Here is a 16,833-nt window from a genome sequence, read left to right as displayed (position 1 = left end):
TTACGAATTTAAATCGTTAATGCGATGGCTCTTTTTAGTGTAGAAGGGAAAAATATGAAAGAATTATTTATAGATAGGGATAAAGATATACTTAGAATAGCTATAAAGAATAAAGGAAAACTAGAAAAGTTATATATTGAAGAAGAGGAAAAAGAGCCTATACAAGGTGAGATATATAAAGGAATAGTTAAAAAAGTTATACCAAATTTAAGAAGTGCATTTATTGATATAGGATTTAAAAAAAATGCTTATATGTACATAGATGATAAGTTTAACAATAATGAAATTAAAAATGGAGATGAAGTTATAGTAGAGATATTAAAAGAGGGGACTAGAGATAAGGGGCCTAAAGTTACTAATATGCTTTCTATCCAAGGGAAATATATAGTTCTAGATTCTTCTTCAGATAAATTAAGATTTTCTTCAAAGATTGATAATGAAGAAAATAAAGTTAATATAGTACAAGGAATATTAAAACCAAAAGATATAGGTGTAATAATAAGAACAAAAGCCATAGGAGTATCAGTTAGTGATATTAATGAAGAAATAGGTTTATTATATGATACTTATTTAAATATACTTAAGAAGGGACAATTTTCTTTAAAACCATCAAAAATATATGATGGAGGAGGAACTATTGGTAAGGTATTAAGAAATATTGTAGAAGATGATATAAAAATAACATTAAATAATATTAATGACTACAATAGAATAATTGAAATGAAATTTTTGCAAATGAATAAAAAATATGATATCAATTATTATGAAGAAAATATACCTATATTTGAAAAGTATGGAATAGAAAACGAGATATTAAAGTTAAGAAATAAGAAAGTGAAATTGCCATGCGGTGGAGATATAGTAATTGATAGAACAGAAGCAATGACAGTGATAGATGTAAACACTGGGAAAAATATAAAAGGTAAAAATGCAGAGAAAACAATTTTTGATACTAATGTAGAAGCTGCAAAAGAGATAGTAAGACAAATTTTACTTAGAAATATAAGTGGAATTATAGCTATTGATTTTATAAATATGAACTCAAAAACATATAAAAAAAATATTATAGATATTCTAAAAAAATATTTGCATGAGGATGATAATAAATTCTCTATAGTAAATTTTAATGAATTAAATATTGTACATATAAGCAGAATGAAAAAAGGTAAGTCTATTTTGGAATATATAGATGAAAGATGCACTATTTGTCATGGTAAGGGAACTATTTTAAAATTTTCATATTTAAAAATGCTTATGAGAAATGAAATAGTAAGGCAAATGAAGGAATATACGGTTAGAAAATTTCATATTGCGATAAATAAAGCATATAAAGATGTTATTGAAAATAAAAAACAATTATTAATTGATGAGTATAGGGAGATAGAGTGTGATATATATATCACATATACAAATGAAATTGATACATATAAAGTAGAACCTATAATCTTTGAAAATATGAGAAAAAAACTAGAAGAATTTAAAATAACGAAGTAAAATTCTTTACAAGATATAAAAGTTATGTTAGAATATCGTTTGTAGACCGCACAGAAAAGGTTGAAACATTTATGTACCTTTATGGCGAGACTGGATAGAGGAGGTGTATTTAATGTACGCAGTTGTTGTTACTGGTGGAAAACAGTATAAAGTTGAAGAAGGAAACACAATCTTTGTTGAAAAATTAGAAGCAGAGGTTGGTTCTACAGTTGAACTTGACAAAGTTCTTGCAGTTAGCAAGGATGGAGAAATCAAGGTTGGAAAGCCTGTTGTTGAAGGAGCTAAAGTTGTTGCTAAGGTTGTTGCTCAAGATAAGGCAAAGAAGATTATTGTTTTCAAATATAAGCCTAAAAAGGATTATAGAAAGAAACAAGGTCATAGACAACCTTACACTAAATTAGTTATTGAAAAAATCGAAGCTTAATTATGATTAAGATTGATTTTCAAAAGCATTGTGACAAATTAATTTCTTTCAACATAAGTGGGCATGCGGGATTCGATGAATCTGGACGCGATATAGTATGTAGCGCTGTTTCAGTGCTTTCAGGCGCTGTTATTAATGGTGTTACAGAGATATTAAAGATAGATGCACCTTATGATTTTAGTGATGGACATATGAGTATATCTCTAAGTTCTTTAAGTGATGAAGAGATAGAAAAATGTCAAGTATTGATGGAAACAATGCTAGTCTCATTAAAAAGTTTAGAAGTAAATTATAAAGACTATGTAAATGTCCATATAAAGGAGGTGTAGTGGAATGTTTATCATTGACCTTCAGTTATTTGCTCACAAAAAAGGGGTAGGTAGCTCAAAGAACGGTAGAGATTCTGAATCAAAGAGATTAGGAACTAAATGCGCTGATGGAGAATTTGTTTTAGCTGGTAACATATTAGTTAGACAAAGAGGAACTAAGATTCACCCAGGTACAAACGTTGGTAAAGGTGGAGATGACACTTTATTTGCTAAGGTTGACGGTATAGTTAGATACGAAAGAATGGGTAGAGATAAGAAAAAAGCAAGCGTATATCCAATCGCTGTAGAAGAAGCAATTAACGAATAACAAAAAGGCATCCTTTTAGGATGTCTTTTTCTTTAAGAGATTAAATAACTAATGTGATAAATAGACTAGTAAAAGATAATAATATTAAAAGAAATACTAATAAAAGAGAGGTGACTTAATTTGTTTATAGATAAAGCAAGGATCTTTGTTAAGTCAGGCGATGGTGGTAATGGTGCAATTTCTTTCAGAAGAGAAAAGTATGTTCCACTTGGAGGGCCAGATGGAGGCGATGGTGGTAATGGTGGAAGTATAGTATTAGAGGTAGATACTAATATGACAACATTACTAGATTTTACATACAAGAGAAAATATTCTGCTGAGAGAGGTCAAGATGGTGGAACATCTAAATGTTTTGGTAGAAAAGGTGAAGACTTAATCATAAAAGTGCCAATGGGAACAGTAGTAAGAGAAGAAGAAAGTAATAAGATAATAGCAGATTTAGCTCACCCGGGAGATAGATGTATTGTATGTAAAGGTGGTAAGGGTGGAAAAGGAAATGTACACTTTGTTACACCAACTAGGCAAGCACCTCATTTTGCAGAACCAGGTATGCCAGGCGAAGAAATGTTCATAAGATTAGAATTAAAACTATTAGCGGATGTTGGACTACTTGGATTCCCTAATGTAGGTAAATCTACTTTGTTATCTACTATAAGTAAAGCAAAACCTAAAATAGCAAATTATCATTTTACCACATTAAAACCTAATTTAGGAGTAGTGGCACTTCCAGGAATAAATCCTTTTGTTATAGCTGATATTCCAGGAATTATTGAAGGAGCTTCAGAAGGTGTAGGCTTAGGACTAGAGTTTTTAAGACATATAGAAAGAACAAGATTATTGATTCATGTTGTAGATATTAGTGGTATTGAAGGAAGAGATCCAATTGATGACTTTATTAAAATAAATGAAGAACTAAAAAAATATTCTATTAAGCTATGGGATAGACCACAAATTATAGCTGCAAATAAGAGTGATATGTTATATGATGAAGAAGTGTTTATAAACTTCAAAGAAAAACTTAAAGAAATGGGATATGATAAAGTATTTAAGATTTCTGCGGCAACAATGTCAGGTGTAGAAGAACTTATAAAAGTAGCAGCTGAGGAATTATCTAAAATACCTGTTGTAGATTTAGAAATAAGTGAAGATGAAATGTATATTCCAGAAGAAAAGAGATTTACTTATGAAATAAGAGTAGAAGATTACGAAGAAGATAATAAAGTATATATAATAGAGGGTACTTTTGTAGATAGATTATTATTAGCAGTTAATATTCATGATCCAGACTCTTTAAGATATTTCCATAAGGTTTTAATGAAAAAAGGTATTATGACTGAACTTAGAGAAATGGGAATCAAAGATGGAGATATGGTAAGATTGAATGATTTTGAATTTGAATATCTATTATAGGAGGCAATATGATAACAAGTAAGCAAAGAAGTTATTTAAGATCATTATCTAATAACATAACACCTATATTTCAAATTGGTAAGGGTGGTATAGATGATAATATGTTAAAAGCTATAGAATCAGCATTAGAGGCTAGAGAGTTAATTAAAATTTCTATATTAAATAATTCTGACTATGGAGCTAGAGAAGCTAGTGATGAAATTTGTAAAAAATTAAAATGTGATGGAGTTCAAGCTATAGGGAAAAAGATAGTACTTTATAAGAAAAGTTCAAAGAAACCTGTAATTGAATTGCCATAATATAGAGGAATTTGTTTTAGTGAGGAGTGATTAATATGAAAAAAGCTATATTTGGAGGAACTTTTGATCCGTTGCATATAGGACATTTAAATATAGCTTTTGAAGCATTGTATCTGCTTGATTTAGATGAAGTGATATTTGTGCCTACAGGAAATCCTCCTCATAAAAAAAATATAACTAGTAATTATCATAGAGTTAATATGATAAAAGGAACAATAGATAAATATGATAAATTATCTTTAAGTACTTATGAGATTGAAAAAGAAGATAAAAGTTATACTTTTGAAACTTTAGAATATTTCAGAAATATAGAAAAAAATACTGAGTGGTATTTTATAGTCGGAGAAGATTGTTTATTAAATATTGAAAAATGGAAAAATCCAGATAAAGTATTGAATTATGCAACTTTAGTTGTTTTTAAAAGAACAGATAATAATGTAAATAGACTAAAGGAGTATAAAGATGTTATTGAAAAAAAATACAATACAGATATAATATTACTTGATAATAAAGTTATAGATATATCTTCTACATTTATTAGAAAATCTATATATCAAAATAGGGAAGTTTCTTTTTTATTACCTTCATATGTAAGAAAATATATAAAAAAGTTTAGACTTTATGAAAAGGGGGATACGCTTATATTAAAAGAAAAAATAAAAAATGCATTAAAGGATACCCTAAATTCAGATAGATATGATCATACAATAAGGGTAGTAGATGAGGCGAAAAAATTAGCATTATTATATGGTATAGATGAGGAAAAAGCTGAGATTGCAGCATTGGCTCATGATTGTGCCAAAAATATCAGTTATGATGAATTAAAAGAAATTTGTGAAAAAGGGAATATGATTTTTACTGAAGATGATTTAAATAGTAAACCTATATGGCATGCTTATGCAGCTGCTATAATAGCTAAGGAAGAATTTAATATTAATGATGAAGATATTTTAAATGCAATTAAGTATCACACTACAGGCAGAAGAAATATGACAGCTCTAGAAAAAATAATTTATTTAGCTGATTATATTGAGCCAGGAAGAACTTTTGAAAAAATTCAGGAAGTTAGAGTATTAGCATATGATAAAAATATTGATGAAGCTTTGATTAAAGCTATAAATAATACAATAGAGTTTTTGATAAGCAAAGGAAGTATTATACATAAAAGTACAATAGAGGCTAGGAATTATCTAATTATGAATACAAAGTAGGTGTGTATTAAATGAATAATAAATGGGGAAGAATATTAAGAAATATCTTAGTTATGATGATGGTGATAACAGGTAGTATTGGATCTGCAGTGACATATCTTTATTCAGGTTTTATATTTAAAAGTGATGTATATGGATCGTCTGAGACTAAGAAAGAAGAAGAAATCCCGAAGATAACTGATCCGGTAAATATTCTTATTACTGGTGTTGATATAGGAACTCCAGGTGAGGAAAGTGGATCAGCATCTAATCCTCAGAGAACAGATACAATTATGGTTGCACATTATGAACCATCGTTAGATCAGATGACAGTGATTTCTATACCTAGAGATACCAAGGTATATAGTAAAAGACAGAATTGTTATATTAAGATTACAGAGGTTCATGCATATGGAGATTTGCATAACTCAGGAATACAAGATTTAGAAGAAACAGTTGAAGAATTATTAGGAATAAATATTAATTACTATATGAAAATAGATTATAGTGGATTTCATGAAATGATTGATGCTATAGGTGGGGTAACTGTTACGATACCTCAAACTATGATATACGATGATCCAGTTCAAGATCTACATATTAACTTCACAAAAGGTGATGTAGTGACTTTAGATGGACAAAAGGCAGAAGAGTTTTTTAGATGGAGAAAAAATAATGAAGGAATAGCCAATGAAAAAGATGGCGGAGATTTAGGTAGAATTGATAATCAAGTTGTATTTATTAAAGCTTTTATTGAAAAAGTAGCATCTCCAAGCATAGTTACTAAAATACCAGTATTATTACAGTCTCTTAGCAATGTTCTATATACTAATATGGATGGAGACTATATATTGAAATATGCATTGAATTTTGCAAAGTTGGGTGTTGATAAAGTTGAATTTGCTACACTTAGAGGGGATACACCTCCATGGGAGCCAGGAGAAGCATCTTATTTCATATATTATCCAGAATGGAATAGAGATATTTTACAAGCTTTAAATGGAAAACAATTTTTTAGTAGGTATGATAAGAATGTGAAGATTATAAATAAATCTTCAGATTCAGGTATAGGAGATAAGCTTAAAACTATATTAGTTAATGATTATTCATATAATAAGTACAATGTTAATATAGAAAATAATTCTGAAGAAGTTGTAGAAAATACTTCTTTAGATGTTTATGGAATAGATGAAAAGTATGATAATGTTATAAAAGATGATTTCTTGACAAATGTTATAAATCATAATGAAAAATCAGAAGATACGAAATATGATATAGTAGTAACTTTAGGTAATAATAGTATTGATATAATAAATAATTATACTCTTAAAGAAAAAGTTATAGATACTAGTAGTAATAGTAGTACTAGTACTAATTCTAGTAATAGTAGTTACTAGTATGTTTCAAATGCTAATAAGTGAGATTTGTAGCAGTGAAATCATAGATTATAAAAAAGGTTGATAAATATCATTATTAAGATATATAATATCTTAATATATACTAATAAAATAGTATTTGATGTATAATATATTTATATATAAAATGAATATCAAGGGGGAAATAAAATGGAAAAGGAAATAATAAGCACTATTAATGCACCAGCAGCAATAGGACCATATTCACAAGCTATAAGAGTAGGGAATTTAGTATTTACATCAGGTCAATTACCATTAATACCAAGTACTGGTGAGTTAGTTAAATATGATATAAAGAAGGCTACTGTTCAATGTTTAGAAAATATAAAAGCAATTTTAGATGAAGCAGGTACATCTTTTGATAAAGTTGTAAAAACAATGGTATTTTTAAGAGATATGGAAGATTTTGAAGATATGAATGAAATATATTCAAAGTATTTTGCAGTAAAACAGCCAGCAAGATCATGTGTTCAAGTGGCTAAATTGCCTAAAAATGCTCCAATTGAAATAGAGGTTATTGCATTAGTTACAGAATAGAAATAAAAACTGGTCTGTGTTAGAATATAAAAGTTCTTAGCACAGACTTTTTTTAAGGAGGAAAAATGAGCAACTTTATAAGTTATATAGTAGATGAAGTAGATAATGGAGAAAAAATTAGAAATTATTTAAAGTATAAATGTAATTTATCTTCGAGATTTTGTAGGAGTGCGGCGCTAAATAAAAATATTCTAGTTAATGGTGAAATAGTAAAGTTATCATATATTTTAAAAGCAGGAGATAAAATTGAAATAAATTTAAAAAAGGAAGAAAATCAAGATATTGAAGCTGAAAAGATGGATTTAGATATAATATATGAAGATAGTGATATTATTATTATAAATAAACCACCTAATTTAGTTGTACATCCGACTAAGTCTCACCAAAGTGGTACTTTAGCAAATGGGGTGTTATATCACTTTAGAGAAAATGGTGATAGTTCTATAGTTAGGTTAGTTTCTAGATTAGATATGAATACATCAGGTCTTATAATTATAGCAAAAAATCAATTTTCTCATATGGCTCTTCAAAGAGATATGACAGAAGGACACGTTGATAAGATTTATAGGGCTATATGTCACAATAAGATGAAGTATAGTGAAGGTACAATAAACTTACCTATATACGCTTCAGAAGAATCAAAGCCAAGACGTATTATTGATGATAGAGGACAAAGAAGTATTACTCATTATAAAGTCATTGAGGAATTGAATGATGCCACATATATAGAGTTAAAGCTAGAGACGGGTAGAACTCATCAAATAAGAGTTCATTTAGCTTATTATGAATATCCAATATTTGGAGATAACTTATATGGAAAAGAAGAAAAAGAATTTATAGATAGGCAAAGTTTACATGCGTATAAATTAAGATTTAATCATCCGAAGACTGGTGAAAGAATGGAATTTATAGCGCCAATTCCTGATGATATGAATAATTTATTAAATAAGCTTAAGTAGAAAATGATGATTAAAATCACTTTTTATGGATATTACTTAGAATAAGGAGTGGTTTTATGAAAGAATTTTTTAATAAATATAAGATTTTAATAATAGTAGTGATATGTTTATTAGGATTTTTACTTATATTTAGTAATTTTAATAGTAGTATAAATGATGAAGAAGATGCTTTTAAGAAGTATAGTAAAGAAACAGAAATAAAAGAAGATTCTGAAGATAGCTATACGGAAAAAAATAAGGAAGAAGAAATATTTGTGTATATAGGTGGAGCTGTAGTGAAACCTAATGTATATAAACTTATGGAAGGTTCAAGAATAAAAGATTTAGTACAGGTAGCAGGCGGATTTTTAGATAATGCAGAAAGTAAAGATATAAATTTGGCTCAAAAGCTAAATGATGAAGACTATATATATGTATATTCAGTTGGAGAAAGCGAAGTTGATGCTACTATAGATAGTGTAGTAAATAGCAGTATCAGAAAAGATGGATGTATTAATATAAATAAAGCTACTGTTGAAGAGTTAAAATCTATTGATGGTATAGGTGAGGTTAGAGCTTCAAAAATAGTAGAATATAGAGAAGAAAATGGACCATATAAAAACATTGATGAATTAAAAACAATTGGTGCAAGGATTGGAGAAAAGACTTTTGAAACAATTAAAGATAAAGTGTATGTGCCATAATACACATTGGATTAACAAGGGGGATGATATATGCATAGCTTACGATGGGATGAAGTGTTAAGAAATTTGGATACTACAATTTCTACAGGACTTTCATCTGATGAAATTGATGCTAGAAGAAGTAAATATGGAGATAATGTTATTAAAGAATATAGAAATAAAATTTTCAATAATCTTAAAAATTTTATTATGTCAAAGTTTTTTTTAATAGCTACAGTTTATTCTGTATTTACATGGTTTTATTCTCAATATAAAATTGTATGTTATATAAGTTTATTATTTGTATTGCTTATTGCATTTATAATAATTAGGAAAGTTAATAATCCTATATCTTTTGATAGAGTAAATAATAAAGAGGTTAGAGTAAAAAGAGATGGTTTAATTAAATATATAAAATCAGCAGAATTGGTAGTAGGAGATATAGTGTTTATTGAAGAAGATGACATTTCTCCTGCAGACATAAGAATAATACAGGGAAATAACATAACTGTAAAAGAAATTTTTATAAATGGTGAAGATGTACCTGTAAATAAGTTTTCTTTAGAAATAGATGAAAGTAGTGATTTTAAAGAAAGAAGTAATATTCTTTATAAGGGGTCAAAAATTGTTTCTGGGCATGGAATTGGTGTAGTTATTGCCGTTGGTTATAATACGAAGCTGGGAGAAAAGCTCTTAGATCATGTCATAGAAAATAATAGATTAAAGTTATTAAAATATATTGATAATATGATTTCACCAATATATGTGTTATCAATGATAATATCTATATTTGAGTTAATACTTATGAAAAACAGTTATAGTAAATCATTAGCTATAACTTTACCACTTATACCAGTATATATTCTTTTATTTATAAAATGCATAAAGAATGAGTTTAGAAAAGATGAGATAGAAGTAAGTGGTATCTTAGATTTAGAAAAGCTTAATAATACAGATTATATTGTTATAGAAGATAAAGATAGTTTTTATGATGATGATATAGATATAATAGAGATAATTATTGATGAAAAAAGATATTCTACATTATCATTAGCACCAGATGAGTATATGATTACTAGAGCTTTTGAAATATTACATATTTGTTCTTTAGATGTACCAGAAGGATTTGATAATAAAATATCTAAAAAAATTATAGATTTTTTAGACGATATGAAATTTAACTATAATGAATCAAAATCTAAAATAAAGTCTATTTTTACATTACCATATAATATAGAAAATGATGTAGTTACAAAAGTTATAGCGGTAGAGAATGGGTATAGAGCATATTCTTTAGGAAATATAAATACTATAATTAACAGTTCGACTTTTAGAATATCTAATGAATTAGAAGTAAAACTAGAAGAAGATTATATAGAAAAAATAAAAGAACTAGATATAGAGATGAGCAAAAAAGGATTTAAAACGGTAGCTTTTTCTTATAGAGCATTTAATTATAAGCCATCAGAATATGAGAATATAGAAAGCAACATGGTTTTTGTAGGTGTATTAGTATATAAATCAAGAGTAAATTGTAACTATGAAACTAATATTCAATTAATAAGAGATATGAATATAAAGGTATTAACATATACTAATGATAATAAGCTAGTTGCTTTTAATAAAGGTAAGTTGCTTGGAAATATATATAAGGAAAGTGATATAATTTCTGGAGTAGAACTAAAAAATATAGATAAAGATGAAATGAATAGAAATATAGAAGGATATAAGGTATTATCAAAAGTAACTAAAGATCAAATTGAAGATATAGTTAAGGAGTTAAGAATAAAAAAGTATAACATACTATATTCTGGAGATAGTATCGGAGATTTAGGAATACTAAAAGAATCATCTGTTTCAATATATAAAGGAAATAACAATAATAGTCTATGTAAAGAAGTATGCGATTTTACTATAAAAAATAATCATTTAACTAAAATTCTAAAGGGAATGGAGTTATCAAAACAAATTATAAAGAGATTTAATTATATTCAAGGATTTTTTATATCATTTTTTGGAACTGTATTATTATCAAATATTATAATTATGAAATTGTGTGAAAGAAGTTTATATAATTATATAGAGCTATTTATTTTGAATGTAGTTTGTATTTCCATATATATTGGGTATCTAATGTTAAATTTGGAATCGGAAAAAGTAACTTATTATAAAAAATATAAATTTAATAATTCTTTAGCTTGTATAAAATTAAATATAAAAGATATTGTAATCAGTACATTAATTATATTAATTCCTTTTATAATTCCTTTTTTACAGTTTAGTGTAAAAAAATATTTGTCATTGATAATATTTATATTAATTTATACAATAAAGGCTTTATTAAATGGATATAGAGAGAGTAAAGTTCAAGATATAATATTAATATTGCCAAGTATAATAATTTTATTATATATTTTTTTAATGTGATGTTTAAACCTCTATTTAAGAGTTAAGAATTCTTAAATAGAGGTGTTTTATTTGAAAAATATACTTTCTTTTATAAAGATATTTTGTGAAGAAAAATTACAAGGAAAATATATAGGAGGATTTCCGTTATTAGCTATAATATTATCTATAAATTATTGGTTTAATGATTGCAAAATAATAACAACTATTATGTTATTTATCGTAACTATATTTATATTTAGTTATTATAAGGTAAGATATACTATTATTTTTATCGTAGCATTTTTTTCTACTTCTTTCCTATGTATTAATTACTTGTCATATAGTGATGTGAATAAGTTATGTATTGTTGAAAATAATGGTATAAATAGTATAGGAGAAAGTGGTAATCATCTTATTTTAGTAAATAATAGTGACTTGAAAGTTGGCTATGAGTATTTACTAGAAGGAAAATTTACAAAGGCTTTAGATTTAAATAAAGGATACTATGGAATATATGATGTTGAAAATATAAAAGAATGTAAAAAAACATATAGATATTTCATAATAAGGTTAAGAGGAATAATTAAAGATAAGTATAGTGAAAAGTTAGATAAAAAAGCAGCTATGAAAATAGATAGTTTACTATTAGGTGATACAAGTACATTACCTAGTATTGAGAAAGAAAAAATGAAATCATTAGGAATATATCACATAATATCTATATCGGGATTTCATTTATCGTTATTATTTAAGTTGTTAGATAAATTTACAAGTAAAACTTTATCTATAGTCTTTATTTTATCATACATAATATTTTTAGGGGCACCAGTACCAGTATTGAGAGCTTTTATTATGATTTTAATTAATATATTTAGCTATAAGTTATACAGAAATTATGATGGAGTTAATGCTTTAATAATAAGTGCTATTATAATATTGATATTAAATCCTATAAAGCTGTACTCTTTAGGCTTTCTTTTAAGTTATGCTGGGGTCTTTGGAATCTATTTTTTTAATGATTTTTTCAAGAAGAAATTAATTTTTTTACCAGAAACAATAGGAGAATCGATAGCAGTATCTATAAGTGCTACAGTTGCTACAGCTCCATTTATTTTTGCAACTATAAAAGGAATATCAGTTAATTGTATCATTGCCAACTTATTTTTAGCGCCGATATTTTCTTTAATAATAGCTTTGATTTTTATATCGTTATTTTCTATTTTCTTTAATCCCGTATTAGATTTTCTATGTTATGTCATAAATATAGTGTCCAGAATTATTGATTATATGATAGATAAGCTATATTATAACACTTTAGATGAAATATTTTTCAGCAGTGAAGTAGCTATATTATTAATAGCATATATTTTTATAGCTTTTTTATACAAATCAAATATCGAGGTAAAGAGAATTATATTAGGGACAACAATATTATTTTATATTTTTATATTAAATCCAATACATAGAGTAGAACTTATAAAGTATAAGGATAGTTATGGAATAGTGGAGAGGGAAGCTAAGAATAGTACCTTTTATTATTATGGGAAAATTAAGTCTATGAAAGAGGAAGAGTTTTTAAAAAAATATCTTTTAGTTAATGAAATTTATTCAAATGCAAATAAAAAATTTGATATAATTAATTGCAGAGAGAATTATTATTATCAATCTTCACCAGTTGTTATTGATACATATATTTTAGAAGGAGAGTAAATGTGATTGATTATTTCAAACTTAAAGATGATATAAAAAATAATAAATTTAAGAATAATTATATTCTTATGGGAGTTAATGAGCATCTTATTAAAGAATGTGTGGAAGACATAGTGAAAAAGAATGTAAAAGAAGAGTTCTTAGATCTAAATTATATTAAATTTGATGGATTTAAATTAGATTTTCAAGAAGTGATTAATGCTTGTGAAACATTACCTTTTTTTGATGAGAAGAAGGTAGTTGTAATATATAGAGGAGACTTTTTAAGAAATTCTAAAGATAAAGAGCATAAAAAGAATTTCAAAGAATATAAGGAATATATAAAAAACATACCAAGTACAACAATACTTATAACCTACTGCGTTTTTGATAATAAACGAGAAAAAATACCGTCAGAGGTAAAGCCTTTGAGCAAGAACTCAGAGTTAGTAGAATTTAAACAATTAAAAGGTGAAGCGTTAAATAAAGTTTTAAGAAGTCTTTTTAAAGAAAAAGAAAAAGAGATAGGAAGAGCTGAACTTAGTTATCTATCATCAATTTTAGATGGTAATATAGATGTAATAAATAATGAAATAGAAAAACTTATAAATTATTGTAAAGATAGACCTATTACAAAAGAAGATATAATTAAGCTTATGCCACCTTTAAATGAAAATGATATTTTTAATTTAGTAGATTCTATAAGTAAGCGTAAAATAAAAGATGCTTTGGATATATTAAGTGAACTTATAAATCGTGGTGAGAAAGAACCTATGATATTATTTATGATTCTTAGGCAATATAGATTATTATATAAAATAAAGTCATTTAGTGAACAGGGATATGATAGCAAATCAATAAGTAAAGAGTTAAAAATTAATGAGTTTGTATGTAATAATTTATATATTTTAAGTAAAAAATATAGTTTTATTACATTAGAAAAGAGTATAGAAAAGATTTTAGAGACAGAAAAGGCTATAAAAAGTACTTCATCAGAAGATAATTTAGAATTATTACTAATTTCTCTTGGAGCATTATAAAAAATAAAAGACCGGAATAAACCGGTCTTTTATTACATTGCTACTAATTTAGCATTTAATCTAGACTTACCTCTAGCAGCTTTATTCTTATGAATAATGCCCTTAGAAGCAGCCATGTCTAAAGCTTTAACTGCAGCTCCGAAAGCAACAGTTGCTTCTTCAGTGTTTCCAGCTGCAACAGCAACTTCGAACTTCTTTATAGTAGTCTTTAATGCAGACTTAATCATCTTGTTTCTTAAAGTCTTCTTTTCAGTCACTTTAATTCTCTTTTTAGCTGATTTTATGTTTGCCATGTTTTTCACCACCTTGTAAAAATAAAGTAACAGCTGGGGAATAGCGCCACTTTACATACGTTTAACAACGAATACTATTATAACATCTGAGAACAACACTTTCAATAGATATTTATAATGAATATTAAAAATATGAAAATAAAACAATATACATATATGAAGGAGGTATATATATGTATAATTATAGTATAAGAACAGATTTAGCTGTAGAAGCAAAGGAAATGATAGAAGAAACATCTAGACCAAAATCTATAGAAGGTGTAGAAGCAACTGAGAAAGAGGAGGATAATGTAAAAACTACTACAGTAATAATTAAAAATGCTGAAGGCGCAAAAAAAATGGGAAGAGCTGAAGGTACTTACATAACAATTGAAATACCAGATCATGTTCACTATGATGAAGATACTAAGGAATCAGTAGCTAGGTCACTGGCGAAAGAGCTTACAAGTGTGTTAAAAATTGATGAAGATAAAGTAGTACTTGTTGTGGGTCTGGGAAATTGGAATGTTACTCCAGATTCATTGGGACCTAAAGTTGTGTCAAAAATAATGGTAACAAGACATTTAAAGGAATTAGTTCCAGATGAGATTGATGAAGGAATAAGACCTGTTTGTGCAATATCTCCAGGAGTTCTTGGGATTACTGGCATGGAGACAAGTGAAATAGTTAAAGGAATTGTGGAGAGAGTAAAACCTGATGTATTAATCTGTATAGATGCTCTTGCATCTAGAAGACTAAATAGAGTGAATACTACTATTCAGATTGGAACATCAGGAATAGCACCAGGTGCAGGAGTAGGTAATAAAAGAAAAGAATTATCAGAAAAGACCTTAGGCATACCAGTTATAGCTATAGGTGTGCCAACGGTAGTTGATGCAGCAACAATGGCATCTGATACTATTGACTTAGTTATAGATGATCTTATAAGAGAATCAACTAAAGGTGGAGATTTTTATAAAATTTTAAAAGGTATAGATAGAGAAGATAAGCATAAGCTTATAACTGCTCTTCTAACACCAGAGGTAGGGGATTTAATTGTAACTCCAAAAGAAGTAGATGATGTGATCGAGTCAATATCAAAAATAATAGCAAATGGAATAAATATAGCATTACAACCAGCACTAGAATTAAGTGATATAAATAGGTATTTGAATTAGTAATAAAAAGAAATCCCTCCTCATAGATTTAAAAGAGGAGGGATAACTATGGGATATAGATTGGATAACTTAAAGAAGAAAAAATCAATTTTTGAGATAATATTGTTTTTCATTATGATGCTATTGTTAATAGCGTTTTGCTTTGTGAAATTTATGGAGTTTAATTATAGAATTTCGAAAGGAAATAGAAATTTATTTTATGTAACTATGGTTAATAAAACGGTACCAATTATAGAAACTGTTCATTTTGATAATACAGCTATGGTGGAAAATCAATTTACTTTAAAAAATATAATAAATTTCTTGTTTGATTTTTCTATAGATAATCCTAAAAGTATTATAGGAAAAGAATTTATAGGAATAAGTATGGTTAATAAGGATAATATATCAAATAGTGGTGGGATAAAAGGCTTTGCTTCAGATAGTATAGTTATTAAAACTAAAGAGAATGGTCAAGTGGAGCCAGTATCAGAAGAAGGAAATCCATTATTAGAAGCTACATTAAATGTTTTTGATGAAAGATTTGTAAATAATAGTAGTATAAAGCCTAGGGTATTAATTTATCATACTCATACAGGTGAAGCATTTGTACCATATCAAGCATCTAGTAGAAATGAAAATGAAAATATAATTTCAGTAGGAGAAGAATTAACAAAAGAATTAAACAGATATAATATTGATGTTGTTCATGATAAAACTATAAATGATGGAAATTATATAGCTGCCTATGCCGCATCGAGAGAGACCGTTAAAAGGAATCTAACTACATATAATAGTTTTGATATTATTATAGATTTACATAGAGATGCTGTTTCCAATAAGGCAGCAGTAACAGGAAATATTAACGGAGTTACGTTAGCAAGACCGATGTTTGTTTATGATACATCTGTACCAAATATAAATGAAAATTTACGAATAGTTGAAGGCCTAAAAAATATAATTGACAGAGATTTTCCAAATTTAAGAAGAGATGATTTTGTTTATACAAGCACGTCAAGTAAGTTTAATGCAGATTTAAGTACAAATTCAATATTGATAGAGATGGGATCTGAAGCAAGTAATTTAGGAGAAGCTAAAAATACTGCAAGAATAATAGCTCGTGCAATAGGTGAATATTTAAAAAAATAACGTTTTTAGCATATACAATTGAAATATAAATTAATATATAATTATAAATAATTCTATAATATTGACAACTATCGGGGAATCTATGATATAATTTAACATTGATAAATAGATA

17 protein-coding genes are annotated in these 16,833 nt (G+C 26.9%); 16 read left to right on the top strand and 1 reads right to left on the bottom strand.

What is annotated here, in order from left to right; all coding sequences use genetic code 11:
- Nucleotides 1-54: 54 nt before the first annotated feature.
- The 14 genes from CM240_RS07420 (at nucleotide 55) to holA (ending at nucleotide 14,143) form a co-directional block, all read left to right on the top strand.
- Nucleotides 55-1,494 carry a ribonuclease E/G gene (locus CM240_RS07420; RefSeq protein ID WP_044037912.1) on the top strand — a complete coding sequence of 480 codons (1,440 nt, stop codon included), beginning with the start codon at nucleotides 55-57 and terminating at the stop codon, nucleotides 1,492-1,494.
- 112 nt (nucleotides 1,495-1,606) lie between these two features.
- Nucleotides 1,607-1,918, top strand: a complete 312-nt coding sequence (gene rplU / locus CM240_RS07415; RefSeq protein WP_044037910.1) for a 50S ribosomal protein L21 — start codon at nucleotides 1,607-1,609, stop codon at nucleotides 1,916-1,918.
- A 2-nt stretch (nucleotides 1,919-1,920) separates the two neighbouring features.
- The gene (locus CM240_RS07410; RefSeq protein WP_044037908.1) at nucleotides 1,921-2,247 is read left to right on the top strand and encodes a ribosomal-processing cysteine protease Prp; all 327 of its coding nucleotides are present in this window, start codon (nucleotides 1,921-1,923) and stop codon (nucleotides 2,245-2,247) included.
- A 4-nt stretch (nucleotides 2,248-2,251) separates the two neighbouring features.
- Entirely contained in the window at nucleotides 2,252-2,554 is a 303-nt protein-coding gene (gene rpmA, locus CM240_RS07405; RefSeq protein WP_044037906.1) for a 50S ribosomal protein L27, read from the top strand.
- Between the two features lie 120 nt (nucleotides 2,555-2,674).
- The gene (gene obgE, locus CM240_RS07400) at nucleotides 2,675-3,964 is read left to right on the top strand and encodes a GTPase ObgE (RefSeq protein WP_044037903.1); all 1,290 of its coding nucleotides are present in this window, start codon (nucleotides 2,675-2,677) and stop codon (nucleotides 3,962-3,964) included.
- 8 nt (nucleotides 3,965-3,972) lie between these two features.
- Nucleotides 3,973-4,263 carry a ribosome assembly RNA-binding protein YhbY gene (gene yhbY / locus CM240_RS07395; RefSeq protein ID WP_044037900.1) on the top strand — a complete coding sequence of 97 codons (291 nt, stop codon included), beginning with the start codon at nucleotides 3,973-3,975 and terminating at the stop codon, nucleotides 4,261-4,263.
- A 35-nt stretch (nucleotides 4,264-4,298) separates the two neighbouring features.
- The gene (nadD, locus tag CM240_RS17985; protein WP_044037897.1) at nucleotides 4,299-5,474 is read left to right on the top strand and encodes a nicotinate-nucleotide adenylyltransferase; all 1,176 of its coding nucleotides are present in this window, start codon (nucleotides 4,299-4,301) and stop codon (nucleotides 5,472-5,474) included.
- Nucleotides 5,475-5,485: 11 nt separating this feature from the next.
- Complete coding sequence (locus tag CM240_RS07385; RefSeq protein WP_051483748.1) at nucleotides 5,486-6,850, top strand: LCP family protein; 1,365 nt, start codon at nucleotides 5,486-5,488, stop codon at nucleotides 6,848-6,850.
- Nucleotides 6,851-7,018: 168 nt separating this feature from the next.
- Nucleotides 7,019-7,405, top strand: coding sequence for a RidA family protein (locus CM240_RS07380; protein WP_044037895.1), 387 nt, complete (start codon nucleotides 7,019-7,021; stop codon nucleotides 7,403-7,405).
- A 65-nt stretch (nucleotides 7,406-7,470) separates the two neighbouring features.
- Nucleotides 7,471-8,364 (top strand): RluA family pseudouridine synthase, encoded by an 894-nt coding sequence (locus tag CM240_RS07375; RefSeq protein ID WP_044037893.1) that lies wholly within the window; start codon nucleotides 7,471-7,473, stop codon nucleotides 8,362-8,364.
- Between the two features lie 56 nt (nucleotides 8,365-8,420).
- Nucleotides 8,421-9,047, top strand: a complete 627-nt coding sequence (locus tag CM240_RS07370) for a helix-hairpin-helix domain-containing protein (protein WP_044037891.1) — start codon at nucleotides 8,421-8,423, stop codon at nucleotides 9,045-9,047.
- Nucleotides 9,048-9,077: 30 nt separating this feature from the next.
- The gene (locus CM240_RS07365) at nucleotides 9,078-11,453 is read left to right on the top strand and encodes a P-type ATPase actuator domain-containing protein (protein ID WP_044037889.1); all 2,376 of its coding nucleotides are present in this window, start codon (nucleotides 9,078-9,080) and stop codon (nucleotides 11,451-11,453) included.
- Nucleotides 11,454-11,504: 51 nt separating this feature from the next.
- The gene (locus CM240_RS07360; RefSeq protein ID WP_044037887.1) at nucleotides 11,505-13,124 is read left to right on the top strand and encodes a ComEC/Rec2 family competence protein; all 1,620 of its coding nucleotides are present in this window, start codon (nucleotides 11,505-11,507) and stop codon (nucleotides 13,122-13,124) included.
- 2 nt (nucleotides 13,125-13,126) lie between these two features.
- Complete coding sequence (gene holA, locus CM240_RS07355) at nucleotides 13,127-14,143, top strand: DNA polymerase III subunit delta (protein WP_044037885.1); 1,017 nt, start codon at nucleotides 13,127-13,129, stop codon at nucleotides 14,141-14,143.
- Between the two features lie 32 nt (nucleotides 14,144-14,175).
- Here the strand turns inward: holA and rpsT are convergent, their stop codons facing one another.
- Nucleotides 14,176-14,436, bottom strand: a complete 261-nt coding sequence (gene rpsT / locus CM240_RS07350) for a 30S ribosomal protein S20 (RefSeq protein ID WP_044037883.1) — start codon at nucleotides 14,434-14,436, stop codon at nucleotides 14,176-14,178.
- Nucleotides 14,437-14,609: 173 nt separating this feature from the next.
- Between rpsT and gpr the strand changes: the two genes are divergently transcribed.
- Nucleotides 14,610-15,593: a GPR endopeptidase gene (gpr, locus tag CM240_RS07345; RefSeq protein ID WP_044037881.1), complete on the top strand. Its 984-nt coding sequence runs from the start codon at nucleotides 14,610-14,612 to the stop codon at nucleotides 15,591-15,593.
- Nucleotides 15,594-15,641: 48 nt separating this feature from the next.
- The gene (locus CM240_RS16865) at nucleotides 15,642-16,721 is read left to right on the top strand and encodes a stage II sporulation protein P (RefSeq protein WP_051483747.1); all 1,080 of its coding nucleotides are present in this window, start codon (nucleotides 15,642-15,644) and stop codon (nucleotides 16,719-16,721) included.
- The last annotated feature ends 112 nt before the right edge of the window (nucleotides 16,722-16,833 follow it).

It is taken from the genome of Clostridium bornimense, from assembly GCF_000577895.1.
In the GTDB taxonomy this organism is placed as follows: Bacteria; Bacillota; Clostridia; order Clostridiales; family Clostridiaceae; genus Clostridium_AN; species Clostridium_AN bornimense.
This window is presented reverse-complemented; position numbering and strand designations above follow the sequence as displayed.

What these genes read in the sequence shown, in the direction of transcription:
- rpmA (WP_044037906.1), top strand. Translation starts at nt 2,252, where the DNA reads ATGTTTATCATTGACCTTCAGTTATTTGCTCACAAAAAAGGGGTAGGT.
- yhbY (WP_044037900.1), top strand. Translation starts at nt 3,973, where the DNA reads ATGATAACAAGTAAGCAAAGAAGTTATTTAAGATCATTATCTAATAAC.
- CM240_RS07420 (WP_044037912.1), top strand. Translation starts at nt 55, where the DNA reads ATGAAAGAATTATTTATAGATAGGGATAAAGATATACTTAGAATAGCT.
- rplU (WP_044037910.1), top strand. Translation starts at nt 1,607, where the DNA reads ATGTACGCAGTTGTTGTTACTGGTGGAAAACAGTATAAAGTTGAAGAA.
- CM240_RS07385 (WP_051483748.1), top strand. Translation starts at nt 5,486, where the DNA reads ATGAATAATAAATGGGGAAGAATATTAAGAAATATCTTAGTTATGATG.
- gpr (WP_044037881.1), top strand. Translation starts at nt 14,610, where the DNA reads ATGTATAATTATAGTATAAGAACAGATTTAGCTGTAGAAGCAAAGGAA.
- nadD (WP_044037897.1), top strand. Translation starts at nt 4,299, where the DNA reads ATGAAAAAAGCTATATTTGGAGGAACTTTTGATCCGTTGCATATAGGA.
- rpsT (WP_044037883.1), bottom strand. Translation starts at nt 14,436, where the DNA reads ATGGCAAACATAAAATCAGCTAAAAAGAGAATTAAAGTGACTGAAAAG.
- CM240_RS07410 (WP_044037908.1), top strand. Translation starts at nt 1,921, where the DNA reads ATGATTAAGATTGATTTTCAAAAGCATTGTGACAAATTAATTTCTTTC.
- CM240_RS07370 (WP_044037891.1), top strand. Translation starts at nt 8,421, where the DNA reads ATGAAAGAATTTTTTAATAAATATAAGATTTTAATAATAGTAGTGATA.
- CM240_RS16865 (WP_051483747.1), top strand. Translation starts at nt 15,642, where the DNA reads ATGGGATATAGATTGGATAACTTAAAGAAGAAAAAATCAATTTTTGAG.
- CM240_RS07375 (WP_044037893.1), top strand. Translation starts at nt 7,471, where the DNA reads ATGAGCAACTTTATAAGTTATATAGTAGATGAAGTAGATAATGGAGAA.
- CM240_RS07380 (WP_044037895.1), top strand. Translation starts at nt 7,019, where the DNA reads ATGGAAAAGGAAATAATAAGCACTATTAATGCACCAGCAGCAATAGGA.
- CM240_RS07365 (WP_044037889.1), top strand. Translation starts at nt 9,078, where the DNA reads ATGCATAGCTTACGATGGGATGAAGTGTTAAGAAATTTGGATACTACA.